22 protein-coding genes and 1 riboswitch are annotated in these 23,807 nt (G+C 72.3%); of the genes, 19 read left to right on the plus strand and 3 right to left on the minus strand.

The features are described from left to right. Positions 1–425 precede the first annotated feature (425 nt). The 13 genes from hpnC (at position 426) to ACWGIS_RS11450 (ending at position 14,202) form a co-directional block, all read left to right on the plus strand. Positions 426–1,328, plus strand: a complete 903-nt coding sequence (gene hpnC, locus ACWGIS_RS11390; protein ID WP_453362159.1) for a squalene synthase HpnC — start codon at positions 426–428, stop codon at positions 1,326–1,328. Continuing rightward, entirely contained in the window at positions 1,325–2,275 is a 951-nt protein-coding gene (gene hpnD / locus ACWGIS_RS11395; protein WP_453362160.1) for a presqualene diphosphate synthase HpnD, read from the plus strand. Before hpnC ends, hpnD begins: the two co-directional genes overlap by 4 nt. After that, positions 2,275–2,415 carry a DUF6380 family protein gene (locus ACWGIS_RS11400; protein ID WP_453362161.1) on the plus strand — a complete coding sequence of 47 codons (141 nt, stop codon included), beginning with the start codon at positions 2,275–2,277 and terminating at the stop codon, positions 2,413–2,415. Before hpnD ends, ACWGIS_RS11400 begins: the two co-directional genes overlap by 1 nt. Continuing rightward, entirely contained in the window at positions 2,412–3,842 is a 1,431-nt protein-coding gene (gene hpnE, locus ACWGIS_RS11405; protein ID WP_453362162.1) for a hydroxysqualene dehydroxylase HpnE, read from the plus strand. The genes ACWGIS_RS11400 and hpnE overlap by 4 nt, the downstream gene beginning before the upstream one ends. Next, positions 3,842–4,972: a polyprenyl synthetase family protein gene (locus ACWGIS_RS11410; protein ID WP_453362163.1), complete on the plus strand. Its 1,131-nt coding sequence runs from the start codon at positions 3,842–3,844 to the stop codon at positions 4,970–4,972. The genes hpnE and ACWGIS_RS11410 overlap by 1 nt, the downstream gene beginning before the upstream one ends. Positions 4,973–5,084: 112 nt before the next feature. Beyond that, complete coding sequence (gene shc, locus ACWGIS_RS11415; RefSeq protein WP_453362164.1) at positions 5,085–7,079, plus strand: squalene--hopene cyclase; 1,995 nt, start codon at positions 5,085–5,087, stop codon at positions 7,077–7,079. Continuing rightward, positions 7,076–7,717 (plus strand): phosphorylase family protein, encoded by a 642-nt coding sequence (locus ACWGIS_RS11420; RefSeq protein WP_453362165.1) that lies wholly within the window; start codon positions 7,076–7,078, stop codon positions 7,715–7,717. Before shc ends, ACWGIS_RS11420 begins: the two co-directional genes overlap by 4 nt. A gap of 6 nt (positions 7,718–7,723) precedes the next feature. Continuing rightward, entirely contained in the window at positions 7,724–8,746 is a 1,023-nt protein-coding gene (gene hpnH / locus ACWGIS_RS11425; protein WP_356166122.1) for an adenosyl-hopene transferase HpnH, read from the plus strand. A 4-nt stretch (positions 8,747–8,750) separates the two neighbouring features. Further along, the gene (ispG, locus tag ACWGIS_RS11430) at positions 8,751–9,929 is read left to right on the plus strand and encodes a flavodoxin-dependent (E)-4-hydroxy-3-methylbut-2-enyl-diphosphate synthase (protein WP_453362166.1); all 1,179 of its coding nucleotides are present in this window, start codon (positions 8,751–8,753) and stop codon (positions 9,927–9,929) included. Between the two features lie 31 nt (positions 9,930–9,960). Continuing rightward, positions 9,961–11,856, plus strand: a complete 1,896-nt coding sequence (gene dxs / locus ACWGIS_RS11435) for a 1-deoxy-D-xylulose-5-phosphate synthase (RefSeq protein WP_453362167.1) — start codon at positions 9,961–9,963, stop codon at positions 11,854–11,856. Then, on the plus strand, positions 11,853–13,343 hold the full coding sequence (locus tag ACWGIS_RS11440) for an aspartate aminotransferase family protein (protein ID WP_453362168.1): 1,491 nt from the start codon (positions 11,853–11,855) through the stop codon (positions 13,341–13,343). Before dxs ends, ACWGIS_RS11440 begins: the two co-directional genes overlap by 4 nt. A gap of 62 nt (positions 13,344–13,405) precedes the next feature. Then, a complete protein-coding gene (locus ACWGIS_RS11445; RefSeq protein ID WP_453362221.1) occupies positions 13,406–14,044 on the plus strand; it encodes a helix-turn-helix domain-containing protein in 639 nt (212 codons plus the stop codon). A gap of 41 nt (positions 14,045–14,085) precedes the next feature. Then, the gene (locus ACWGIS_RS11450) at positions 14,086–14,202 is read left to right on the plus strand and encodes a DUF6126 family protein (RefSeq protein ID WP_356166334.1); all 117 of its coding nucleotides are present in this window, start codon (positions 14,086–14,088) and stop codon (positions 14,200–14,202) included. A gap of 34 nt (positions 14,203–14,236) precedes the next feature. Here ACWGIS_RS11450 and ACWGIS_RS11455 read toward each other — a convergent pair whose 3' ends face one another. Further along, a complete protein-coding gene (locus tag ACWGIS_RS11455; RefSeq protein ID WP_453362169.1) occupies positions 14,237–15,034 on the minus strand; it encodes a tyrosine-protein phosphatase in 798 nt (265 codons plus the stop codon). Between the two features lie 251 nt (positions 15,035–15,285). Between ACWGIS_RS11455 and mscL the strand changes: the two genes are divergently transcribed. Together mscL and ACWGIS_RS11465 are read left to right on the plus strand one after the other, a co-directional pair. Beyond that, positions 15,286–15,750 carry a large conductance mechanosensitive channel protein MscL gene (mscL, locus tag ACWGIS_RS11460; protein ID WP_453362170.1) on the plus strand — a complete coding sequence of 155 codons (465 nt, stop codon included), beginning with the start codon at positions 15,286–15,288 and terminating at the stop codon, positions 15,748–15,750. A 159-nt stretch (positions 15,751–15,909) separates the two neighbouring features. Next, on the plus strand, positions 15,910–16,455 hold the full coding sequence (locus ACWGIS_RS11465) for a phosphatase PAP2 family protein (protein ID WP_453362171.1): 546 nt from the start codon (positions 15,910–15,912) through the stop codon (positions 16,453–16,455). Positions 16,456–16,495: 40 nt separating this feature from the next. On the opposite strand, the gene ACWGIS_RS11470 is transcribed toward ACWGIS_RS11465, so the two are convergent. Beyond that, the gene (locus tag ACWGIS_RS11470; RefSeq protein ID WP_453362172.1) at positions 16,496–17,455 is read right to left on the minus strand and encodes a hypothetical protein; all 960 of its coding nucleotides are present in this window, start codon (positions 17,453–17,455) and stop codon (positions 16,496–16,498) included. 187 nt (positions 17,456–17,642) lie between these two features. On the opposite strand from ACWGIS_RS11470, the gene ACWGIS_RS11475 reads away from it, so the two are divergent. The 4 genes from ACWGIS_RS11475 to ACWGIS_RS11490 all read left to right on the plus strand — a co-directional run bounded on the left by ACWGIS_RS11475 (position 17,643) and on the right by ACWGIS_RS11490 (position 22,794). Further along, the gene (locus tag ACWGIS_RS11475; RefSeq protein ID WP_453362173.1) at positions 17,643–17,930 is read left to right on the plus strand and encodes a heavy-metal-associated domain-containing protein; all 288 of its coding nucleotides are present in this window, start codon (positions 17,643–17,645) and stop codon (positions 17,928–17,930) included. 99 nt (positions 17,931–18,029) lie between these two features. Then, positions 18,030–20,285: a heavy metal translocating P-type ATPase gene (locus ACWGIS_RS11480; RefSeq protein ID WP_453362174.1), complete on the plus strand. Its 2,256-nt coding sequence runs from the start codon at positions 18,030–18,032 to the stop codon at positions 20,283–20,285. A 380-nt stretch (positions 20,286–20,665) separates the two neighbouring features. Continuing rightward, positions 20,666–20,824, plus strand: a riboswitch (cyclic di-AMP (ydaO/yuaA leader). A gap of 2 nt (positions 20,825–20,826) precedes the next feature. After that, on the plus strand, positions 20,827–21,702 hold the full coding sequence (locus ACWGIS_RS11485) for a peptidoglycan DD-metalloendopeptidase family protein (RefSeq protein ID WP_453362175.1): 876 nt from the start codon (positions 20,827–20,829) through the stop codon (positions 21,700–21,702). Between the two features lie 306 nt (positions 21,703–22,008). Beyond that, positions 22,009–22,794, plus strand: a complete 786-nt coding sequence (locus tag ACWGIS_RS11490) for an SGNH/GDSL hydrolase family protein (RefSeq protein ID WP_453362222.1) — start codon at positions 22,009–22,011, stop codon at positions 22,792–22,794. Positions 22,795–23,117: 323 nt separating this feature from the next. Here ACWGIS_RS11490 and ACWGIS_RS11495 read toward each other — a convergent pair whose 3' ends face one another. Beyond that, complete coding sequence (locus ACWGIS_RS11495; RefSeq protein WP_453362176.1) at positions 23,118–23,741, minus strand: TetR/AcrR family transcriptional regulator; 624 nt, start codon at positions 23,739–23,741, stop codon at positions 23,118–23,120. Between the last annotated feature and the right edge of the window lie 66 nt (positions 23,742–23,807).

The following is a 23,807-nucleotide window of genomic DNA, read 5'->3' on the forward strand; positions in this document are numbered from 1 at the left end:
TTCTCACCCGCACACGACCGAACCCCGCCGGGGACGCCCCGGCGGGGTTCGGTCGTGCAACCGGAGGGGCGCGGGCGGTGTCCTGACGGGCAGGAGCGCGCGCCGGAGGGGATCCGCAGTGCAAAGAGCGGACCAACTCTGGTTGTTATCAGGAAGCTTGGCGCCAATCGGTGTGTTGTTGTGATGTGCAGGACACCCCGGCGAGGCACACCGCGTTGTACAACGTAAGCTGTACCGGTGCTGATTCGCGGCAAGTAGGGCGATACTGCGCGACACCGACACGGGGGACTGCGCGCCCGCCGGGCGGCGTGTCCGAAATGGGATGTTATGGGTCGGCAGTGTAGAACGGGAGATGTGACGGCAATGGCTACGGAAACGCTCCGGCTCCGCGAGGCTCGTGCCGTCCGTGTGCCGGGTGGCGAGCGGTGACCGAAGCCGGGGCGGCGCAGGCCGGCCGTCCGGAGCGCGGCACGCTCGACAAGGCCGCCGACGAGAACTTCCCCGTCGCCCCCTTCTTCCTGCCGAGGGCCTGGCGCGACGACCTGATGGCCGTGTACGGCTTCGCCCGTCTGGTGGACGACATCGGAGACGGCGACCTCGCCCCCGGCGGTGCCGACGCCCGCCTGCTCGGGGTCGGCGCGCAGGAGGCCGAGGACCGGCTGCTCCTGCTGGACGCCTTCCAGGACGACCTCCACCGCGTCTTCGACGGGACGCCCCGCCACCCCCTGATGCGACGCCTGCAGCCCACCGTCCGGCGCACCGGTCTCACCCCCGGACCCTTCCTCGGCCTCATCGCCGCCAACCGCCAGGACCAGCAGGTCAAACGGTACGAGACCTACGACGACCTGCTCGCCTACTGCGAGCTGTCGGCCAACCCGGTCGGCCGCCTCGTCCTCTCCGTCACCGGCACCTCGACCCCCGAGCGCGTCCGCCTCTCCGACGCCGTCTGCACGGCGCTGCAGATCGTCGAGCACCTCCAGGACGTCGCGGAGGACCTGGGCCGCGACCGCGTCTACCTGCCCGCCGAGGACATGAAGCGTTTCCATGTCCAGGAGGCGGATCTCGCCGCGCCCACAGCAGGCGCATCGGTGCGCGCACTGGTTGCATACGAAGCAGAACGCGCCCTGCACCTCCTGAATGAAGGCACCCCCCTCGTGGGTAGCGTCCACGGCAGGCTGAGGCTGCTGCTCGCGGGGTTCGTTGCGGGGGGAAGGGCGGCGGTCCGAGCGATCGCCGCCGCCGAATACGACGTACTTCCCGGCCCGCCCAAGCCCGGCAAGCTCCAGTTGCTGCGCGAGGTGGGAGTGACTCTGCGAGGAGAGGGGTGATCCGGAGCGTGGAGTCGGAACCACACGCGTCCGCACCGGTACTCGCCGCTTACAGCTACTGCGAGACAGTGACCGGACAGCAGGCCCGCAATTTCGCGTACGGCATCAGGCTGCTGCCGACGCCGAAGCGCCGCGCGATGTCGGCGCTCTACGCGTTCTCGCGGCGTGTCGACGACATCGGCGACGGCACGCTGCCGCCGGACGTCAAGGCTGCCCGGCTCGAGGACACCAGGGCGCTGCTCACCCGGGTGCGCGAGGGGGCGGTGGACGAGGACGACACCGACCCGGTGGCCGTCGCCCTCAGCGACACCGCCCGGCACTTCCCGGTGCCGCTCGGCGGCCTCGACGAACTCATCGACGGCGTCCTGATGGACGTACGCGGCGAGACGTACGAGACCTGGGACGACCTCAAGGTCTACTGCCGCTGCGTGGCCGGGGCGATCGGCCGGCTGTCGCTCGGCGTGTTCGGCACGGAGCCGGGGGCGCGCGGCTCCGAGCGTGCCTCCGAGTACGCGGACACCCTGGGGCTCGCGCTGCAGCTCACCAACATCCTGCGGGACGTGCGCGAGGACGCCGAGGGAGGGCGGACCTACCTGCCGTCGGACGACCTGGCGAAGTTCGGCTGCTCGGCCGGGTTCAGCGGGCCGACGCCACCGCCGGGTTCCGACTTCGCGGGCCTCGTGCACTTCGAGGTGCGGCGCGCCCGCGCCCTGTTCGCCGAGGGCTACCGGCTGCTGCCGATGCTGGACCGGCGCAGCGGCGCCTGTGTCGCCGCCATGGCCGGCATCTACCGCCGCCTGCTGGACCGCATCGAGCGCGAGCCCGAGGCGGTGCTGCGCGGACGCGTCTCGCTCCCGGGACGGGAGAAGGCGTACGTCGCCGTACGCGGACTGTCGGGCCTCGACGCCCGCCATGTGTCCCGTCGTGCCGTCGGGAGACGCCCCTGATGGACATTCTGGGCCAAGGTGATTCCTCAGTCGAAAAGCGGCACGCAACCCTCCGGGGGTGCGTGGCGTCCCTGTCTGCGACGACCGGCGGTGCAGCGTTCAAGCACCGCGCACCGGTCGCGGGGGAGGGAGCACGATGACCGAAGGGACCGGGCCCGGAGCTCCGGACGCGGACGCGCCGGAACGACCCGGGGGCGCGAGCGCCGTCGTGGTCGGCGGCGGGCTGGCCGGCATCACGGCCGCGCTCGCCCTCGCCGACGCCGGCGTACGCGTCACCCTGCTCGAAGGACGGCCCCGCCTCGGCGGGCTCGCCTTCTCCTTCCAGCGCGGCGGACTGACCGTCGACAACGGCCAGCACGTGTACCTGCGCTGCTGCACCGCCTACCGCTGGTTCCTCGACCGCATCGACGCGGCCGCCCTCGCCCCCCTGCAGGAACGTCTCGACGTGCCCGTCCTCGACGCCGAGGGCGTGCCGGGACGGCGGCTCGGCCGCATCGGGCGCACGGCGCTGCCCGTCCCGCTGCACCTCGCCAGGAGCCTCGCCACCTACCCCCACCTCTCGCTGGCCGAACGGGCCAGGGTCGGGCGGGCCGCGCTGGCGCTCAAGCGCCTGGACCCGGCCGACCCCGCCCTGGACGCACAGGACTTCGGCACCTGGCTGGCCCGGCACGGGCAGTCGCCGCGCGCCGTCGAGGCCCTCTGGGACCTGGTCGGAGTCGCCACCCTGAACGCCGTGGCGGGCGACGCCTCGCTCGGGCTCGCCGCGATGGTGTTCAAGACCGGTCTGCTGTCCGACCCCGGCGCCGCCGACATCGGCTGGGCGCACGTCCCGCTGGGCGACCTGCACGACCGGCTCGCCCGCAAGGCCCTCGAATCCGCCGGCGTGCGCACCGAGGTCCGCACCCGCGTCACGTCCGTCACCCGGCAGGCGGACGGGCGGTGGAGCGTCCAGGTGCCCGGCGAGAGCCTCGAAGCCGACGCGGTCGTCCTCGCCGTACCGCAGCGCGAGACCCACGACCTGCTGCCCGACGGCGCGCTCGACGCCCCCGAGCGGCTGCTGCGCATCGGCACCGCGCCCATCCTCAACATCCACGTCGTCTACGACCGCACGGTGCTGCGCCGGCCGTTCTTCGCGGCGATCGGCTCCCCGGTCCAGTGGGTCTTCGACCGCACCGACGCCTCCGGGCTCGTCGACGGGCAGTACCTGGCCCTCTCGCAGTCGGCCGCCCAGGACGAGATCGACCAGCCCGTCGCCGCGCTGCGCGAGCGGTACCTGCCGGAGCTGGAGCGGCTGCTGCCCGCCACCCGGGGCGCCGTGGTGAAGGACTTCTTCGTGACCCGGGAGCGCACCGCGACATTCGCCCCCACCCCCGGCGTCGGGCGGCTGCGGCCCGGCGCCCGCACCAAGGCCCCCGGCCTCTACCTGGCCGGAGCGTGGACCGCCACAGGGTGGCCCGCGACCATGGAGAGCGCGGTCCGCAGCGGCGTCGGCGCGGCGGGCGCCGCGCTGGGCGCCCTGGGCCGGCCCCGCGACCACCTCCTCGAACTCTTCGAGGAGGCGGCGTGATGTTCGATCTGCACGGGACCGGCCCCCGCACCCCCGCCGGTACCGCAACAAGAGGAGAGACTGTGCCCACTGTGCCCCCGGCCGAAGCGGCTGTTGAGCCGGTGGACGTGACCGCGCTCCTGGAGCGCGGCCGGACCCTGGCCACCCCCGTGCTGCGCGCGGCCGTCGACCGCCTGGCACCGCCCATGGACACCGTCGCCGCCTACCACTTCGGCTGGATCGACGCCGAGGGCAACCCGGCCGACGGCGACGGCGGCAAGGCCGTGCGCCCCGCCCTCGCCGTGCTGTCCGCCCAGGCCGCCGGAGCCGAGCCCGAGGTGGGCGTGCCCGGCGCGGTGGCCGTCGAGCTGGTGCACAACTTCTCGCTGCTGCACGACGACCTGATGGACGGCGACGAGCAGCGCCGGCACCGCGACACCGTCTGGAAGGTGCACGGCCCCGCCCAGGCCATCCTCGTCGGTGACGCGCTGTTCGCCCTGGCCAACGAGATCCTGCTGGAGCTCGGCACCGTCGAGGCCGGCCGCGCCACCCGCCGCCTGACCTCGGCGACCCGCGCCCTGATCGACGGTCAGGCCCAGGACATCTCCTACGAGCACCGCGAGCGGGTCACCGTCGAGGAGTGCCTGGAGATGGAGGGCAACAAGACCGGCGCCCTGCTCGCCTGCGCCTGCTCCATCGGCGCGGTGCTCGGCGGCGCGGACGACCGCACCGCCGACACCCTGGAGAGGTACGGCTACCACCTCGGGCTCGCCTTCCAGGCCGTGGACGACCTGCTCGGCATCTGGGGCGACCCGGAGGCCACCGGCAAGCAGACCTGGAGCGACCTGCGCCAGCGCAAGAAGTCGCTGCCGGTGGTGGCCGCGCTCGCCGCGGGCGGCCCCGCCTCCGAGCAGCTCGGGGAGCTGCTCGCGGCCGACGCCAAGAGCAGCGACTTCGACAGTTTCTCCGAGGAGGAGTTCGCCGCCCGCGCCGCGCTCATCGAGCAGGCCGGCGGCCGGGAGTGGACCGCCCAGGAGGCGCGTCGCCAGCACACCATCGCCATCGAGGCCCTGGACACCGTCCAGATGCCGGACCGGGTGCGGGCGCAGCTCGTGGCGCTCGCCGACTTCGTCGTCGTACGGAAGAGATGATCACTATCGGTCGAATAAGCCTCGCGTAGTCGCCGGCCGGTGCCGCGGGAGAAGGAGCACCGGCCGACGGCGGACCCACAGCAGAGTCGTACCACTGCACGAAGGGGAAGCCATGACAGCGACGACCGACGGAAGCACCGGAGCCCTGCCGCCCCGCGCTGCCTCGGCCAGCGAAACCCAGCTCGAAGCCCCGGTGGTGGCAGGGGTCCAGGATGCCGCCGCGCGCGCGATGCAGCGTGCCACCGACCATCTCCTGTCGCGGCAGGACGCCGAGGGCTGGTGGAAGGGCGACCTCGAGACGAACGTCACGATGGACGCCGAGGACCTGCTCCTCCGCCAGTTCCTCGGGATCCGCGACGAGCGGACCACACACGCCGCCGGCCTGTTCATCCGCGGTGAACAGCGCGAGGACGGCACCTGGGCCACGTTCCACGGCGGCCCCGGCGAACTCTCCACCACCATCGAAGCGTACGTCGCCCTGCGGCTGGCCGGGGACGCCCCCGACGCGCCGCACATGGCCCGGGCCTCCGCGTGGATCCGCGAGCAGGGCGGGATCGCCGCGGCCCGGGTCTTCACCCGAATCTGGCTGGCCCTCTTCGGTTGGTGGAAGTGGGAGGACCTGCCCGAACTCCCGCCGGAACTCATCTACTTGCCGAAGTGGGTGCCGCTCAACATCTACGACTTCGGGTGCTGGGCACGGCAGACGATCGTGCCGCTCACCATCGTCTCGGCGAAGCGTCCGGTGCGGCCCGCGCCGTTCCCGCTCGACGAACTGCACGTCGACCCCGAGAACCCCAACCCGGTCAACCCCTTCGCTCCGGTGGCCAGTTGGGACGGCGCGTTCCAGCGCCTCGACCGGGCCCTGCACCTCTACCGCAAGGTCGCTCCCCGCCGGCTGCGCAAGGCCGCGATGAACACGGCCGCGCGCTGGATCATCGAGCGGCAGGAGAACGACGGCTGCTGGGGAGGCATCCAGCCGCCCGCCGTGTACTCGATCATCGCCCTCCACCTCCTCGGCTACGACCTCGAACACCCGGTCACGCGGGCGGGCCTCGAGTCGCTGGACCGTTTCACGGTCTGGCGCGAGGACGGCGCCCGGATGATCGAGGCCTGCCAGTCACCGGTGTGGGACACCTGTCTGGCGACCATCGCACTCGCCGACGCGGGTGTGCCCGCCGACCACCCGCAGCTCGTCAAGGCCGCCGACTGGATGCTCGGCGAGGAGATCGTCCGGCCCGGCGACTGGTCCGTGAAGCGGCCTCATCTGCCCCCGGGCGGCTGGGCGTTCGAGTTCCACAACGACAACTACCCCGACATCGACGACACCGCGGAGGTGGCCCTTGCCCTGCGCCGGGTCAGGCACCACGACCCGGAGCGGATCGAGAAGGCGATCGGACGCGGGGTGCGCTGGACCCTCGGCATGCAGTCGAGGAACGGCGCCTGGGGCGCCTTCGACGTCGACAACACCAGCCCCTTCCCCAACCGGCTGCCGTTCTGCGACTTCGGCGAGGTGATCGACCCGCCGTCCGCGGACGTCACCGCGCACGTCGTGGAGATGCTCGCCGTGGAGGGGCTCTCGCACGATCCGCGCACCCGCCGCGGCATCGAGTGGCTGCTCGCCGAACAGGAGGCGAACGGCGCCTGGTTCGGCCGCTGGGGCGTCAACTACATCTACGGCACGGGATCGGTGGTGCCGGCGCTCGTCGCGGCCGGACTGCCCGCCTCGCACCCGGCGATCCGCCGCGCCGTGGCCTGGCTGGAGACCGTCCAGAACGACGACGGCGGCTGGGGCGAGGACCTGCGCTCCTACCACGACGCCGCCGAATGGAGCGGACGCGGCGCCTCGACCGCCTCCCAGACCGGGTGGGCGCTGCTCGCGCTCCTCGCGGCGGGAGAGCGGGATTCCCTGGCCGTCGAGCGGGCCGTCGAGTGGCTCGCGCGGACCCAGCGGGAGGACGGCTCCTGGGACGAGCCGTACTTCACCGGCACCGGCTTCCCCTGGGACTTCTCGATCAACTACCACCTCTACCGGCAGGTCTTCCCCCTCACCGCGCTCGGCCGGTACGTGCACGGCGAGCCGTTCGCCAACACCAAGGGGGGTGGATGAGCGCCGCACCCCTTCCCGCCCCGCTGCTGATCGCCTGCGCGCTCGGCATCGAGCACCTCGCGCTGCGCAGCGGTGAGCGGGGCGGCGCCGACGGATCCGTCACCGTGCTGCGTACCGGCATGGGACCGCCGGCCGCCGAGCGCGCGGTCGCCAGGGTGCTCGCCGACCCGGCGCTGCACGACGCGGCCGTCCTGGCCACCGGGTTCTGTGCCGGTCTCGCCCCCGGTATGCACCCCGGTGACCTGGTCGTCGCCGAGGAGACCCGGGACCCGCGCGGAACCACACCGTGCGTGGGCACCGATCTGCTCGTCCGGGAACTGGCGCGCGCCCTGCCGGGCCGCACCGTCCACCGGGGTCCGCTCACCGGGTCCGACCACGTGGTCCGCGGTCCCGAACGGTCGGCGCTGCTGGAGACCGGCGCGATCGCGGTCGACATGGAATCCGCGGCCACGCTCCACAGCGCCGTGCGGGCGGGCGCGCGCCCGGTTGCGGCCGTCCGGGTGGTCGTGGACGCTCCAGAACATGAACTGGTCCGTATCGGCACGGTGCGCGGTGGAATATCGGCATTCCGCGTTCTTCGTTCGGTACTTCCCGCTTTTTTCGAATGGCACCGTTCTTTGCTGCTCCCTCGGAGGTAGAGCCAGATGGCCATGCCGCTTCGTCAGTCCATGAAGGTCGCCGCATATCTCTTTGAACAGAAGCTCAGGAAGCGGGACAAATTCGCGCTCCTTGTCGAGTTGGAACCGCTTTTCGCCTGCAATCTCGCCTGCGAGGGCTGCGGCAAGATCCAGCATCCGGCCGGTGTGCTGAAGCAGCGCATGCCCGTGGCCCAGGCCGTGGGCGCGGTCCTGGAGTCGGGCGCGCCGATGGTCTCCATCGCCGGCGGCGAGCCGCTCATGCACCCGCAGATCGACGAGATCGTGCGGCAGTTGGTGGCCAAGAAGAAGTTCGTCTTCCTCTGCACCAACGCGATGCTCCTGCGCAAGAAGATGGACAAGTTCACGCCCTCGCCCTATTTCGCCTGGGCGGTGCACATCGACGGGCTGCGCGAGCGGCACGACGCGTCGGTGGCGAAGGAGGGTGTCTTCGACGAGGCGGTCGAGGCGATCAAGGAGGCCAAGCGCCGCGGCTTCCGCGTCACCACCAACTCGACCTTCTTCAACACGGACACCCCGCAGACGATCGTCGAGGTGCTGAACTTCCTCAACGACGACCTGAAGGTGGACGAGATGATGCTCTCGCCCGCCTACGCCTACGAGAAGGCCCCCGACCAGGAGCACTTCCTCGGCGTCCAGCAGACCCGGGAGCTGTTCAAGAAGGCCTTCGCGGGCGGCAACCGGCGCCGCTGGCGGCTCAACCAGAGCCCGCTCTTCCTGGACTTCCTGGAGGGCAAGGTCGACTTCCCGTGCACCGCATGGGCGATCCCGAGCTACTCGCTCTTCGGCTGGCAGCGGCCCTGCTACCTGATGAGCGACGGGTACGTGCCGACGTACAAGCAGCTGCTGGAGGAGACCGACTGGGACTCCTACGGCCGCGGCAAGGACGACCGCTGCGCCAACTGCATGGCGCACTGCGGCTACGAGCCCACCGCCGTCCTCGCCACCATGGGATCGCTCAAGGAGTCCATCCGGGCGGCCCGCGAGACCTTCACGGAAAGCCGCGGGTGAGGTCATGACCGCCGTCTCCCTGGGCCTGCCCGAGGTGCCGGTCCGGCCGATCGCGGAACGCCGTGTGTCACGGCGGATCCAGGTCGGAACCGTGGCCGTGGGCGGAGACGCACCCGTGTCGGTGCAGTCGATGACGACGACGCGTACGTCGGACATCGGTGCCACGCTGCAGCAGATCGCGGAGCTGACCGCGTCGGGCTGTCAGATCGTGCGGGTGGCGTGTCCCACGCAGGACGACGCGGACGCGCTGGCGACGATCGCCCGCAAGTCGCAGATCCCGGTGATCGCGGACATCCACTTCCAGCCGAAGTACGTGTTCGCGGCGATCGACGCCGGGTGTGCGGCGGTGCGGGTGAACCCGGGCAACATCAAGCAGTTCGACGACCAGGTCAAGGAGATCGCGCGGGCCGCGAAGGACACCGGCACCCCGATCCGGATCGGGGTGAACGCGGGTTCGCTCGACAGGCGGCTGTTGCAGAAGTACGGCAAGGCGACGCCCGAGGCGCTGGTGGAGTCGGCGCTGTGGGAGGCGTCGCTGTTCGAGGAGCACGACTTCCGCGACATCAAGATCTCGGTCAAGCACAACGACCCGGTCGTGATGGTCAACGCCTACCGGCAGCTCGCCGCTGCCTGCGACTACCCGCTGCACCTCGGTGTGACCGAGGCGGGTCCGGCGTTCCAGGGGACCATCAAGTCGGCGGTCGCGTTCGGGGCGCTGCTGTCCGAGGGCATCGGTGACACGATCCGTGTGTCGCTGTCGGCCCCGCCGGCGGAGGAGGTCAAGGTCGGCATCCAGATCCTGGAGTCGCTCAACCTCAGGCAGCGCGGGCTGGAGATCGTCTCGTGTCCGTCGTGCGGGCGTGCGCAGGTCGACGTGTACAAGCTGGCCGAGGAGGTCACGGCGGGCCTGGAGGGGATGGAGGTCCCGCTGCGCGTCGCCGTCATGGGCTGTGTCGTGAACGGTCCCGGCGAGGCCCGCGAGGCCGACCTCGGTGTCGCCTCGGGCAACGGCAAGGGGCAGATCTTCGTCAAGGGCGAGGTCATCAAGACCGTGCCCGAGTCGAAGATCGTCGAGACCCTCATCGAAGAGGCCATGAAGCTCGCCGAGCAGATGGAGCAGCAGGACGGCGTCGCGTCGGGCGCCCCCGCCGTCACGGGAACACCCGCGGTGACGGTGATCTGAGGAAACGCATGGACCGAGAGGGGGCCCGAGCGTGACACTGCTGGAGAACATCCGGGGACCACGCGACCTGAAGGCGCTGTCCGAGGCGCAGACCGGCGAACTGGCCACGGAGATACGCGAGTTCCTGGTGCACGCGGTCGCGAGGACCGGCGGTCACCTCGGGCCCAACCTGGGCGTGGTCGAACTGACGGTCGCCCTCCACCGGGTCTTCGACTCGCCCGTCGACCGCATCCTGTGGGACACCGGCCACCAGAGCTACGTGCACAAGCTGCTCACCGGCCGCCAGGACTTCTCCAAGCTGCGCGGCAAGGGCGGCCTCTCCGGCTACCCCTCACGCGAGGAGTCCGAGCACGACGTCATCGAGAACAGCCACGCCTCGACGGTCCTCGGCTGGGCCGACGGGCTCGCCAAGGCGCGGCAGGTGCGGGGCGAGGAGGGGCACGTCGTCGCGGTCATCGGGGACGGTGCCCTGACCGGCGGCATGGCGTGGGAGGCGCTGAACAACATCGCCGCCGCCCGGGACCGGCCGCTGATCATCGTCGTCAACGACAACGAGCGCTCGTACGCCCCGACCATCGGCGGACTCGCCAACCACCTCGCGACGCTGCGGACGACCGACGGCTACGAGAAGGCGCTGGCCTGGGGCAAGGACGTACTGCTGCGCACGCCGGTCGTCGGGAGCACCCTGTACGAGTCGCTGCACGGTGCGAAGAAGGGGTTCAAGGACGCCTTCGCGCCGCAGGGCATGTTCGAGGACCTCGGGCTCAAGTACCTGGGGCCGATCGACGGGCACGACACGGCGGCCGTGGAGTCGGCGCTGCGGCGCGCGAAGGGCTTCCACGGACCGGTCCTCGTGCACTGCCTCACCGAGAAGGGCCGCGGCTTCGAGCCCGCGCTCGCGCACGAGGAGGACCGTTTCCACACGGTCGGGGTGATGGACCCGCTGACCTGCGAGTCCCTGGCGCCCTCCAACGGTCCGTCCTGGACCTCGGTGTTCGGTGACGAGATCGTCCGTATCGGGGAGGAGCGCGAGGACGTCGTGGCGATCACGGCGGCCATGCTGCACCCGGTGGGGCTCGGCCGGTTCGCGGAGCGGTTCCCCGACCGGGTGTGGGACGTCGGCATCGCCGAGCAGCACGCGGCGGTGTCCGCGGCCGGGCTGGCCACCGGCGGTCTGCACCCCGTCGTCGCGGTCTACGCGACCTTCCTCAACCGGGCCTTCGACCAGCTGCTGATGGACGTGGCCCTGCACCGGTGCGGTGTGACGTTCGTGCTGGACCGGGCCGGCGTCACGGGAGTGGACGGCGCGTCGCACAACGGCATGTGGGACATGTCGATCCTCCAGGTCGTGCCCGGTCTCAGGATCGCCGCGCCGCGCGACGCCGACCAGCTGCGGGCCCAGCTGCGCGAGGCCGTCGCCGTCGACGACGCCCCGACGCTGGTCCGCTTCCCGAAGGAGTCGGTCGGCCCCGCCGTCCCGGCGGTCGGCCGGGTCGGCGGCATGGACGTCCTGCACCGCGCCGAGAGACCCGAGGTGCTCCTCGTCGCCGTCGGCGTGATGGCGCCCGTGTGCCTCCAGGCCGCCGAGCTGCTGGAGGCCCGCGGGACCGGCTGCACCGTCGTCGACCCGCGCTGGGTCAAGCCGGTCGACCCCGCGCTGCCCGGCCTCGCGGCGGACCACCGCCTCGTCGCCGTCGTCGAGGACAACAGCAGGGCGTCCGGGGTGGGCGGTGCCGTGGCCCTCGCGCTCGGCGACGCGGAAGTCGACGTACCCGTAAGGAGGTTCGGCATTCCGGAGCAGTTCCTCGCGCACGCCAAGCGCGGCGAGGTGCTCGCGGACATCGGCCTCACGCCCGTCGAGATCGCCGGGCGGATCAGCGCCGGTCTGGCGGCGAAGGACCAGTTCGCCAAGGAGAGACAGGAATGACCATCCCCTCAGGGACGGCTCCCTCGGAGGAGCCCGTAGCCGGCGAGCCGCTCGCCGCGGACTCCCCGTCCGGCAAGGCACTGTCCGGGCCGCCCGGTGCCGGGAACACCGAGTTCGACCTCGGGGCGCTGCTGGCCGAGCGCGGCGGCGAGCGCTACGAGCTGCACACCAGGCATCTGAACCACCAGCTCCCGCGCATGCTCCACACCATCGGCTTCGACAAGGTCTACGAGCGGGCCGAGGGCGCCCACTTCTGGGACGCGGACGGCAACGACTACCTGGACATGCTCGCCGGGTTCGGGGTGATGGGCCTCGGCCGCCACCACCCGGTCGTCCGCAAGGCGCTGCACGACGTCCTCGACGCCTCGCTCGCCGACCTCACCCGCTTCGACTGCCAGCCGCTTCCGGGACTGCTCGCGGAGAAGCTGCTCACCCACAGCCCGCACCTGGACCGGGTGTTCTTCGGCAACAGCGGGACCGAGGCCGTCGAGACCGCGCTCAAGTTCGCCCGCTACGCGACCGGGAAGCCGCGTGTCCTCTACTGCTCGCACGCCTTCCACGGGCTGACCACCGGCTCGCTGTCCGTGAACGGCGAGGACGGCTTCCGCGACGGCTTCGCCCCGCTGCTGCCCGACACGGCCGTCCCGCTGGGCGATCTCGACGCGCTGGCACGGGAGTTGAAGAAGGGCGACGTGGCCGCCCTGATCGTCGAACCCATCCAGGGCAAGGGTGTGCTGGAGGCCCCGCCCGGATTTCTGCGCGGCGCCCAGGAGCTGCTGCGCCGGCACAAGGCCCTGCTCATCGCCGACGAGGTGCAGACCGGCCTCGGCCGGACCGGCGACTTCTACGCCTACCAGCACGAGGACGGCGTGGAGCCGGATCTCGTGTGTGTGGCGAAGGCGCTGTCGGGCGGGTACGTGCCGGTCGGCGCCACGCTCGGCAAGGACTGGATCTTCAAGAAGGTCTACTCGTCGATGGACCGCGTGCTCGTCCACTCGGCGAGCTTCGGCTCCAACGCCCAGGCGATGGCCGCCGGTCTGGCCGTGCTGTCCGTGCTGGAGAACGAGCAGGTCGTCGCCAACGCCCGGGCCACCGGTGAGCTGTTGAAGTCCCGGCTCACCGCGCTCATCGACACGTACGAGCTGCTGAGCGACGTGCGCGGGCGGGGCCTGATGATCGGGATCGAGTTCGGGCGGCCCCGGTCGCTCAAGCTGCGCGGCCGGTGGACGATGCTCCAGGCGGCGCGCAAGGGGCTGTTCGCGCAGATGGTCGTCGTACCGCTGCTGCAACGGCACCGCATCCTGACCCAGGTCTCCGGGGACCACCTGGAAGTGATCAAGCTGATCCCGCCGCTGACCATCGGGGAACAGGACGTGGACCGGTTCGTGGAGGCCTTCACCGCCGTGATGGACGACGCGCACAGCGGGGGCGGCCTGATGTGGGACTTCGGCAGGACCCTGGTGAAGCAGGCGGTCGCCAACCGCTGACGTTTTTTGCCTCTGGGGCAACAAAGTTGCCTCAGAGGCAAAGGTGCGGCTCAATGGACGGTATGAGCCCCGCCGCGGACACGAACCCGGAACGCCCGGCCGACGAGCTGCCCGCCGTCGCACCGCAGCTCCGCGCCCTGCGCCGTCGCGCCGACCTCACGCTGGAGGCGGCGTCACGCGCCGCCGGACTCTCGCCCGCCCATCTGTCCCGGCTGGAGACCGGGCAGCGCCAGCCCTCGCTGCCGATGCTGCTCGCCCTCGCCCGTGTCTACGGTACGACGGTCTCCGAACTCCTCGGCGAGACGGTCGCCGAACGGGACGCCGTGACGCGCGCCGCCGACGTGGAACCCAGCACGGCGGGCGGCTGGACCTACTGGCAGGCGGGCGCCCCCGGCCACGGGATGCAGGCGCTGCGCGTGCACGTCCCGCACGGGGCGCAGGGCGACATCGTGCGCGTCCACCCCGGCGAGGAGTGGCTGTACGTCCTCACCGGGCGGCTGCGACTGCGCCTCGGGGACACCGCGCACGTGCTCGCGCCGGGCGACAGCGCGCACTTCGACTCACTGACCCCGCACCGTCTCGCCGCCGCCGATCGCGGCGGGGCCGAGCTGCTCTTCGTCCACACGCTGCTGCAGAGCCCGGCCACCGCGCTCTGCCTCGGTCCGGTCACGGGCCACCCGACACCAGGAGAGACCCCATGACCGAGCACAGCGAGCCCACCGAGCCCGGCAGGCGGCGGTCGATGGAGGAGAAGTTCCCGCGCGCGCTGTGGGTGCGGCTCATCATCTACGTCGCCGTGGGCCACCTCTTCGCGGCCTTCATCTACCTGCTGTTCACCCTGGGCGCGCAGAACCAGTAGCCGGCCGGGCCGGCCCGTGTCCGGGCCGGGGCCCTCAGTCGAGGAGGCGGTCCCGCAGCCGCTCGCGCAGCTCCGGGGTGACCCCCAGGCCCTTCTCCAGGTAGGGGTCGACCCCGCCCCAGGTCTCCTCGATCGTCTCGAAGGCCGCCGTCAGGTACTCGGCGCGCGCGTCGAAGAGGGGGCTCAGCAGCTCCATGACCTCGGGGGAGTAGGCGGAGGCGGCGGAGCTGCTGCGGTGCACCTTGTAGCGGCGGTGCGTCGCGTTCGACTCCAGGTAGTCCGCGAGGATCGCGTCGCGCTCCACGCCCAGCGCCAGGAGCGTCACGGCTATCGACAGGCCCGCGCGGTCCTTGCCCGCCGCGCAGTGCATCAGGGCGGGCACGCTGTCCTCGGCCAGCGCGTGCAGCACCTGGGAGTGCTCGGCGGTGCGGTCCCTGATGATGATGCGGTAGGAGCCGATCATCCGGTTCGCGGCCTTGCCGTCGGAGAGGATCGCCCGCAGCTGGTCCAGGTCGCCGTCCCGGACCATCTTCCAGAACTCGGCCCCGTCCGCCGGGTCCGTCAGCGGGAGGTTCACGTTCCGCACGCCCGGCAGCTCGACGTCCGGGCCCTCCAGCCTCTGGTCGGCCGCGTTGCGGAAGTCGAAGATCGTGTGCAGGCCGAGCGAGGTGAGGAACGCGGTGTCCTCACCCGTCGCGTGCGCGAGGTGGCCGCTGCGGAACAGCCGTCCATGCCGCACTCGCCGGCCGTCCGTGGTGGGCAGGCCGCCCACGTCACGGAAGTTGCGCACTCCGGCCAGCTCGGGCTCGGTCGACGGGACCTGCTGCGTCACGGTGGCTCCTCCCATTCGTCCGCCGGCGCTGCTCGGCATCGCTCGCCGACGGGATGCGCTTCCGACGATACGACATGGGTTCCCGGGGCAATGAGTTGTCCACAGGCCTCCCGGCCCGGCCGCCAAGCGGAGTGACGCGCTCGGCGGTTGCCCGGCGCCAAGCCGGTAAGACGTCGCTCGTAGGGGCGCCGGGCCGCGCGGATGGCCGCCCGCGCCGACGGGCGGTGACACGGCTCATGGAGGAGTGACAGGTGAAGGGCTTCCGCGGATTCATCCTGCGCGGCAATGTGGTCGACCTGGCGGTCGGCATCGTCATCGGAGCGGCCTTCACCTCGGTGGTGAACGGGTTCGTCCGGGCGTTCCTGACCCCGCTGGTCGGGCTGGCGTCCGGGGCCACCGGTGATCTCAGCCGCAAGACCTTCACGGCGGGCGGGACCGACTTCCCCTACGGGGCGTTCATCAACGCCGCGATCAGCTTCCTGCTGGTGGCCACGGCCCTGTACTTCCTGGTGGTGCTGCCGGTGAACAAGCTGCACCAGCGGTTCGCGCCGAGCCACGACGTGCAGGCGCCCAAGCGCGAGTGCCCTGAGTGCCTGAGCCCGGTGCCCACCGAGGCCCGCCGCTGCGCCTCCTGCACGAGTCCGCTGCCCGTCCTGCCCGCGCAGGCCACCGCCCAGGCGTCGGAGGGCACCGTACCGGCACGTCAGGAGCGGTGACCGGCGCCCGTTGACCGGTGGGACCGGGCGCCCCCCGGCGAGGGAGTCGAGGGGCGCCCGGTTCCCCCTGCCCGCGCGCGGCCGGACCGGCCGGAGAGCTGCCACGGGCATCCCGCGGCCCGCTCGTTACGACTCGCCCCGGGCGGGAAGTCGCAGGTCATGAACGCATGGGCGGATCTTCGGGAAAGCGACCACCGGTTGACGAGGCGGGTGGCCGCGTGGCAGTCGGACTGTGCGCGGCGGCTGCTGCCCGCCGTGGAGGACGCGGCTCAGCACACCAAGCTGTGGTGGGGCGCCGCGGCCCTCATGTGCACGGTCAGCTGGAGAGCCCGCCGGGCCGCGGCCGCGGGGCTGGCGAGCATGGCCCTGGCCGAGCTGGTGTCGAACGGGGTGCTCAAGCAGGCCTGTGAGCGGGAGCGGCCGCCGAAGGAATGGATCTCGCACGAGGAGGTCCACGAGCGGCCCGAGTCCTCCTCCTTCCCGTCCGGGCACACCGCCGCGGGTGTGGGGTTCACTGCCGCGGTGGCCGCGGTGTGGCCGTTGGCGGGCGCCGCCTGCGCGGTCCCGGCCCTGATGGTGGCCGCCGAGCGGGTGCACACCGGCGCGCACTACCCGTCCGACGTCGCCGCGGGGGCGGCGGTCGGGCTGGCCGCGGCAGCCCTCGTGCACCAGGCCCCCCGCCTGGCCCTGCGCCTCCTGCGCTGACCGCGCGTGACCGCCCCGGCCGCCGCTCATCCGGGGGGCGTCAGTGCGCGTGGCCGTCCGCGCCTTCGGAGGGCGCGGTGCTCTCCTCGTGCCGGCCGGCGTCGGTGCCCGCTCCCGCCCGCACGGTGAAGGCGGCCGTGCGGACGGTGCCGTGGTGCCGGAAGTCGAGGAAGAGGCGGTAGGTGCCGGCGCTGGGCGCGGTGGCGGTGAAGGTGACGTCCGGGCCGGGCTTCGTCGTGCCGTCGCCCGGATCGCCGTGCGGGTGGACGTGCAGGTAGGCGAGGTCCCCGGCACGCAGGGCGACGAGGTGGCCGTACGCGCCGAGGTAGGGCTGGAGATCGGTGACGGGGCGGCCGTCCTTGCTGACGTTCAGCCTCAGTCGTCCTGGTGTCCCGGGGCGCAGGTCACCGTTGAGCGTCACGGTGTAGCCGTCCACGGACGCGGTGCGGGACGGCTCGGGCGGCTTCGCCGGCTTGTACGTGCCGGAGACCGCGAGGTCGGCGCCGAGGGTGAGGTTGCCGGCGCCCCCGGCGGCCGGGGTGAAGTCGGCGAAGACCCGGTAGCTGCCGGCGGCGGGCAGGTCGACGGGCGTGGACCAGGTGCCGTCGGCAGCCCGGACGGGATGCAGGTGCCGGTAGGTGACCAGATCCCGCGAGGCGACGATGAGGTGGAGTTCCTTGTCGTGCGCGCGCTGGTAGGCGGTGACCCGACGGCCGGTCCGGTCGCGGATGACGAAGCTCAGCCGGCTCTCCTTCCCGGCGCGCACGGCCGGTGTCCCGAGGTCGAGGGTGTAGCCGCGTTCGGAGACCTGGAGTCCTGAGGCGACCGCGTCGCCGCCCTTCCCCGCAGGTCCGGGTGAGGCGCCCCCGTCATGGCCGGAGTGCGTGGCCGGCTCGGGGCCGGCGGTCACGGGACCCACGGCGTCGCCGACGCCGTACGCGGCGGCGAAGGAGGCCGCGAGTGCGGCGCCGAACGCGGTGATCTTCACGGCGGTGTTCATGCGGTTCTCCCCTTGAAGCGTGTCCTGGGCGGTGCTCTCAAGGGCAGCGTATACCCCCTAGGGGTATTTACAAGAGGGGTGGGCGAGGCTTGCCAAGAATACGGGGGAGGGGTATACCTGAGGTCGGCCGACGGTACCCCCAGGGGGTATCCGAACGGGCGGCCGTCCCACCGACGAGGAGATCCCCATGTCCTGCTGCACCCCTGACGGCACCTGCTCCACCACCGGTACCGCCACCACCGGCACCGCGCCCACCGACGCCCGCAGCACCGTCTACGACGTGTCCGGCATGACCTGCGGGCACTGCGAGGCCACGCTCACCAAGGAGATCGGCGCCCTCGACGGCGTCCTCTCCGTGGACGTCGACCTCGCCGCCGGACAGGTCCGGGTCACCACGGAGACCGAGCCCGACGACGAGGTGCTCGCCGCCGTGGTGGACGAGGCGGGCTACGCACTCACCGGCCGGGCGGCCTGAGCCCCGCCGCCCGCCGCCGGGCCCGACGCACGCCGGGCCCGGCACCCCGCTTCCCGGTGCTCGTCCCGAGCCCGTTCCGCACCAGTCCGAGGAGCCCTGATGACCACCACGGTCCCCGACACCGCCGACATCGAACTCGTCATCGGCGGCATGACCTGCGCCTCGTGCGCCGCCAGGATCGAGAAGAAGCTCAACCGCATGGACGGGGTCGAGGCCACCGTCAACTACGCCACGGAGAAGGCGAAGGTCAGCTACCGCGGCCGGGACGTGTCGGTGGCGGACCTCATCGCCACCGTGGAGGCCACCGGCTACACCGCCGCCGAACCGGCTCCTCCGCACACCCGGCCGGGGCGGGAGACCGCCGCCCCGGACGAGACCGACCCGCTGCGGCCCCTGCGGCAACGGCTGGTCACCGCCGTCGTCCTGGCGGTCCCGGTCGTCGCGATGGCGATGGTCCCCGCCCTCCAGTTCACGTACTGGCAGTGGCTCAGCCTCACCCTCGCCGCTCCCGTCGTCACCTACGCGGCCTGGCCGTTCCACCGGGCCGCCGTCACCAACGCCCGCCACGGCGCGGCCACCATGGACACGCTCATCTCGGTGGGCACCACGGCCGCCTTCCTGTGGTCCCTGTGGGCGCTGTTCCTCGGCGCCGCCGGCACCCCGGGCATGACCCACCCCTTCGAGCTCACCGTCGGCCGCTCCGACGGCGCCGGGAACATCTACCTGGAGGCCGCCGCCGGAGTCACCGCGTTCATCCTGGCCGGCCGCTACTTCGAGGCCCGCTCCAAGCGCCGGGCCGGAGCCGCGCTGAGGGCGCTGCTGGAACTGGGGGCCAAGGAGGTCACCGTGCTGCGGCAGGGCGGTGAGCGGCTGGTCCCGGTGGACGAGCTGCGGACCGGGGACCGCTTCCTGGTCCGGCCCGGCGAGAAGATCGCCACCGACGGAATCGTCGTCGAGGGCACCTCGGCCGTCGACGCCTCCCTGCTGACCGGTGAGTCCGTACCGGCCGAGGTCGGCGCCGGTGACGCGGTCACGGGTGCCACGCTGAACGCCGGCGGCCGGCTCGTCGTGGAGGCCACACGGGTCGGCACGGACACCCAACTCGCCCGCATGGCACGGCTGGTGGAGGACGCGCAGAACGGCAAGGCCGCGGCCCAGCGGCTGGCCGACCGGATCTCCGCCGTGTTCGTGCCCGTCGTCCTCGCCCTCGCGCTCGGCACCCTCGGCTTCTGGCTGGGCAACGGCGCCGGGCTGACCGCCGCGTTCACCGCCGCGGTGGCGGTGCTGATCATCGCCTGCCCCTGTGCGCTGGGCCTGGCGACCCCGACCGCGCTCATGGTGGGCACGGGCCGGGGCGCGCAGCTCGGCATTCTCATCAAGGGCCCGGAAGTCCTGGAGAGCACGCGCAAGGTCGACACGATCCTCCTCGACAAGACCGGCACCGTCACCACCGGCAGGATGACCCTCCTCGCCGTCCACACCACCCCCGCGACCAGCGAGACCGAGGTGCTGCGGCTGGCGGGCGCCCTGGAGCACGCCTCGGAGCACCCCGTCGCCCGGGCCGTCGCCGCCGGGGCGGCGGAGCGGGGCGTCACCCTGCCGGTCCCCGAGGACTTCGCCAACGTCGCCGGGCTGGGCGTGCAGGGCGTCGTGGACGGTCACGCCGTCCTCGTCGGCCGCGCGAGGCTGCTCCAGGAGTGGTCCATGAGCCTGCCGGCGGAGCTGGAGCGCGCGAGGACCTCCGCGGAGGCTGCCGGCCGCACCGCGATCGCCGTGGCCTGGGACGGCGAGGCGCGGGCGGTCCTCGAAGTCGCCGACGCCGTCAAGGACACCAGCGCCGAGGCCGTCCGGCGGCTGCGTGCCCTCGGCCTCACCCCGGTCCTGCTCACCGGCGACAACCGGGCCGTCGCCGAGTCCGTCGCGGCCGAGGTCGGCGTCGACGAGGTGATCGCCGAGGTCATGCCGGAGGACAAGGTCGCCGTCGTGGAGCGGCTCCAGGCCGAGGGACGCAGCGTCGCGATGGTCGGCGACGGTGTCAACGACGCCGCCGCGCTCGCCCGGGCCGACCTGGGCCTGGCCATGGGCACCGGCACCGACGCGGCCATCGAGGCCGGCGACCTCACCCTCGTACGCGGCGACCTGCGCGCCGCCGCCGACGCGATCCGGCTGTCCCGCAGGACCCTGGGCACCATCAGGTCGAACCTGTTCTGGGCCTTCGCCTACAACGTGGCCGCCCTGCCGCTCGCCGCGGCGGGACTGCTCAACCCGATGATCGCCGGAGCCGCCATGGCCTTCTCCTCGGTCTTCGTGGTCGGCAACTCCCTGCGGCTGCGCGGCTTCCGGCCCCTCGGCTGACCCCGCGCCCGCGAACCCCGGCCACGGACGGGACGGAGCGGCCACTTGCGACGGATATCCCCTCGTGTCGCAAGTGGCCGTTCTGTCCTATTTATTGCTTTGAGGCCAACTGGCAGTGATTTAGGGCGTGCTGGCGTCCAACCGCGTGAGCAGGGTCATACCGGTGACGGTGCGTCGCCGACGCCGTCCGCCAAATCCCCGGGGCCGACAGGGGATTTCGGCTACGGAAAGATCACCCGTCGACGGACAGTCACCGGCAATAGGGACATGGATCAAGAAATGGGTGTGCACAGGAACCACACAAGCTTGTCCAGGCCCTCTCATGTCGCTTACGTTCACCCTCACTCCGGACGGACGCCCAATCCTGCCGCCGCCCGGAACCCGCACACTCACCCGTCCACGGCAGGAGCGGGGGACCCACAGGTACGACGCCTGTTCCGGTCTCCGGAACGGGCTAGGGGTTAAGCCGCGCGCAACGCGGCCGGGCATCTCCAGCTCGCACCCGACAGCTCACCTCGCAGGCGCCGGAGAGGAAATCACCATGCCCGCGAAGGGTAAGCACCGCCGTCCCAAGTCCCTGCGCATCACCCGCTCGATAGCCGTCGCCGGCACCGGTGGCGCCGCACTCGCGCTGCCCCTGCTGGGAGCCGCCGGCGCCCACGCCGCCACTCCGGCGGCCGCCGCCTCCGCCGCCACGGAGAAGACCGTCGCCGCCGCGCCCGTCGCCGCCCAGAAGGCCGCGGCCAAGACCTACGCGGTCAAGGCCGGCGACTCCCTCGCGAAGATCGCCGACGACCAGGACGTCAGCGGCGGCTGGAAGAAGCTCTACCAGGACAACCGCAAGGCCATCGGCGGCAACCCCGCGCTGATCCACCCGGGTCTGAAGCTGACGCTCGGCGGCAAGGCCGCGTCCGCCCCCGCCAAGCCGTCCACCGCGGCCAAGCCGTCCGGCAAGACCACCCAGACGGCCAGGACGAAGGCCGCCCCGGCCGCCGCGACCAGCAGCTCCGGCTACACCCTGCCGGTCGAGGGCGCGACCGTCGGCACCTCGTACAAGACCGCGGGCAGCATGTGGTCGAGCGGCTACCACACCGGCGTCGACTTCGTCGTCCCGACCGGCACCACCCTCAAGGCCGTCGGACCGGGCACCGTCGTCTCGGCCGGCTGGGGCGGCGCGTACGGCAACCAGGTCGTCATCCGGCAGGCCGACGGCCAGTACTCCCAGTACGCCCACCTGTCCTCGCTGTCGGTCTCGGCCGGGCAGACGGTGACCGGCGGCCAGCAGATCGGCCTGTCCGGCGCGACCGGCAACGTCACCGGACCGCACCTGCACTTCGAGATCCGCACCACGCCGGACTACGGCTCGGACGTGGACCCGCTCGCGTACCTGCGCGCGCACGGCGTCTCCGTCGGCTGACACCCGCACCCGCACGCGGGAGGCCGGACCCCGATCACGGGGGTCCGGCCTCTGTCGTACCGGGCCGGCGGCACGTCGCTCGCAGTGCACGCGTGGACGTCCGGGGAGCACCTACCGAGGACGGCGGACCGCAGGCGTTGAGGCTCGTCAACCGCCCTCGCACACCGCCTTATTCCGGGATTGACCAACACTTGACGAGTGGCTTATCTCACCGCCCGTCAACCCTTTCCTACGGTCGCGTAGCTCACATCAAAAGGTGAATCATGGGCCGATGTGGCAGACGATTCGAAGAGTGACAACAGATCAGTGATCGGGTCGTACGTGGCGGTGGGGGACAGCTTCACCGAGGGCGTCGGCGATCCCGGTCCGGACGGGGCCTTCGTCGGCTGGGCCGACCGGTTCGCCGTACTGCTCGCGGACCGACGGCCCGAGGGCGACTTCGGCTACACCAACCTCGCCGTACGCGGCAAACTGCTCGACCAGATCGTGGCGGACCAGCTTCCGCAGGCCAAGGCGCTGGAACCCGACCTCGTCTCCTTCTGCGCGGGCGGCAACGACATCATCCGGCCCGGCACCGATCCCGACGAGGTCGCCGAGCGCTTCGAACGGGCCGTCGCCGACCTCACCTCGGCCGTCGGCACCGTCATGGTGACCACCGGGTTCGACACCCGCGGCGTGCCCGTGCTCAAGCACCTGCGCGGCAAGATCGCGACGTACAACGGACACGTACGCGCCATCGCCGACCGCTACGGCTGCCCGGTGCTCGACCTGTGGTCCCTCAGGACCGTGCAGGACCGGCGGGCCTGGGACGGCGACCGGCTCCACCTCTCCCCCGAGGGGCACACCCGCGTCGCCCTGCGGGCCGGACAGGTCCTCGGCCTGGAGGTCCCGGCGGACCCGGACCAGCCGTGGCCCCCGCTGCCGCCGCGCGGCACCTTCGAGGTGCGCCGCGACAACATCCAGTGGGCGCGCGAGTACCTCGTGCCGTGGATCGGACGCCGGCTGCGCGGTGAGTCCTCCGGGGACCACGTGGCGGCGAAGGGCAGCCTGTCGCCCCACGACATCAAGACGCGGATCGCACCGGCCGTCTGAGCGGGGCGAAGGACCGGGCTCTGCCCCGGGCGAGTGGGTACGCGGGCGCGGGCCGACCGCGCTCTGAGCGGGCCGAGGGGCCGGACGGAGCGCCCGCCGGGTGCGTACGCGGGTCGATCACGCCTGCGATCGGGGGCACCGTGCGGCCACCGGTCCCGGTCGGGCGGCCGGACCGCCACGGCGCCCCGCCGACATCGCGGCGGAGACGCAACCCGGCGTCGACGGCAGGGCGGCGGCCGTCGGCCTCGCGGGGGAGGGGCCGGATCGGTCGCCAACGGGCCCTTGGGCGAGGTGAGTTGACGGGACCCGTGTCCGCCGGTGTCTCAGGCGCCGGGCGGTGCGGTCAAGGCCTCGCGCTCCAGGCCCAGTTCGCGGGCGAGCGCCTCGTCCACCCACGCCTGGGTACGCGCGCGGGACACCGAGCCGGGGTACGCCGTCATCTGCACGGCCAGACCGTCCAGCAGGGCCGTCAGCCGCAAGGCCGCGTCCATGGGGTCCGGGCACGCGAACTCGCCCGCGGCCACGCCCTCCGCGATGACCTCGGCGATCGCGGCCTTCCACTGCCGGTCGAGGCCCTGGGTGACCTCGCGCAGTCCCGGCTCGCGCAGGGCCACCGCCCAGCCCTCGATCCACAGCCGCCAGCCCTTGGCCTGTCCGGTCGGCGCGTACCAGCGCACGGCGGCCCGCAGCCTGCGCAGTGCCGACGTACGCCGGCCCAGCAGTTTGCGCAGCTTGGCCAGGTCGTCCTCGGCGGCGAACGTGAACGCCTCCGCGACCAGCTTCTCCTTGGTCGAGAAGTGGTAGAGGACCAGCGCGTTGCTCACTCCCAGCGCCGCGGCCACGTCGGCGATCCGTACGGCCGCGACACCCCGCGCCTCGATCTGCCCGATGGCCGCCCGCAGCAGCTCCTCGCGCCGCCGGCCCACACTCAACCGCACTCTCGCCACGCGGCAACCCTAATCCGTCGCGCCGGACGGCCCGACGCAGGCCCGGGGCCGGTCGGGCGCCGAGGG

Source organism: Streptomyces sp. NPDC054842, from assembly GCF_053611025.1.

Excerpts from the sequence above, each read along its gene's own strand:
- ACWGIS_RS11400 (WP_453362161.1), top strand. The coding sequence starts at position 2,275 with ATGGACATTCTGGGCCAAGGTGATTCCTCAGTCGAAAAGCGGCACGCA.
- hpnE (WP_453362162.1), top strand. The coding sequence starts at position 2,412 with ATGACCGAAGGGACCGGGCCCGGAGCTCCGGACGCGGACGCGCCGGAA.
- ACWGIS_RS11410 (WP_453362163.1), top strand. The coding sequence starts at position 3,842 with ATGTTCGATCTGCACGGGACCGGCCCCCGCACCCCCGCCGGTACCGCA.
- shc (WP_453362164.1), top strand. The coding sequence starts at position 5,085 with ATGACAGCGACGACCGACGGAAGCACCGGAGCCCTGCCGCCCCGCGCT.
- ACWGIS_RS11420 (WP_453362165.1), top strand. The coding sequence starts at position 7,076 with ATGAGCGCCGCACCCCTTCCCGCCCCGCTGCTGATCGCCTGCGCGCTC.
- hpnH (WP_356166122.1), top strand. The coding sequence starts at position 7,724 with ATGGCCATGCCGCTTCGTCAGTCCATGAAGGTCGCCGCATATCTCTTT.
- ispG (WP_453362166.1), top strand. The coding sequence starts at position 8,751 with ATGACCGCCGTCTCCCTGGGCCTGCCCGAGGTGCCGGTCCGGCCGATC.
- ACWGIS_RS11440 (WP_453362168.1), top strand. The coding sequence starts at position 11,853 with ATGACCATCCCCTCAGGGACGGCTCCCTCGGAGGAGCCCGTAGCCGGC.
- ACWGIS_RS11445 (WP_453362221.1), top strand. The coding sequence starts at position 13,406 with ATGAGCCCCGCCGCGGACACGAACCCGGAACGCCCGGCCGACGAGCTG.
- ACWGIS_RS11450 (WP_356166334.1), top strand. The coding sequence starts at position 14,086 with ATGGAGGAGAAGTTCCCGCGCGCGCTGTGGGTGCGGCTCATCATCTAC.
- ACWGIS_RS11465 (WP_453362171.1), top strand. The coding sequence starts at position 15,910 with ATGAACGCATGGGCGGATCTTCGGGAAAGCGACCACCGGTTGACGAGG.
- ACWGIS_RS11470 (WP_453362172.1), bottom strand. The coding sequence starts at position 17,455 with ATGAACACCGCCGTGAAGATCACCGCGTTCGGCGCCGCACTCGCGGCC.
- ACWGIS_RS11475 (WP_453362173.1), top strand. The coding sequence starts at position 17,643 with ATGTCCTGCTGCACCCCTGACGGCACCTGCTCCACCACCGGTACCGCC.
- ACWGIS_RS11480 (WP_453362174.1), top strand. The coding sequence starts at position 18,030 with ATGACCACCACGGTCCCCGACACCGCCGACATCGAACTCGTCATCGGC.
- ACWGIS_RS11485 (WP_453362175.1), top strand. The coding sequence starts at position 20,827 with ATGCCCGCGAAGGGTAAGCACCGCCGTCCCAAGTCCCTGCGCATCACC.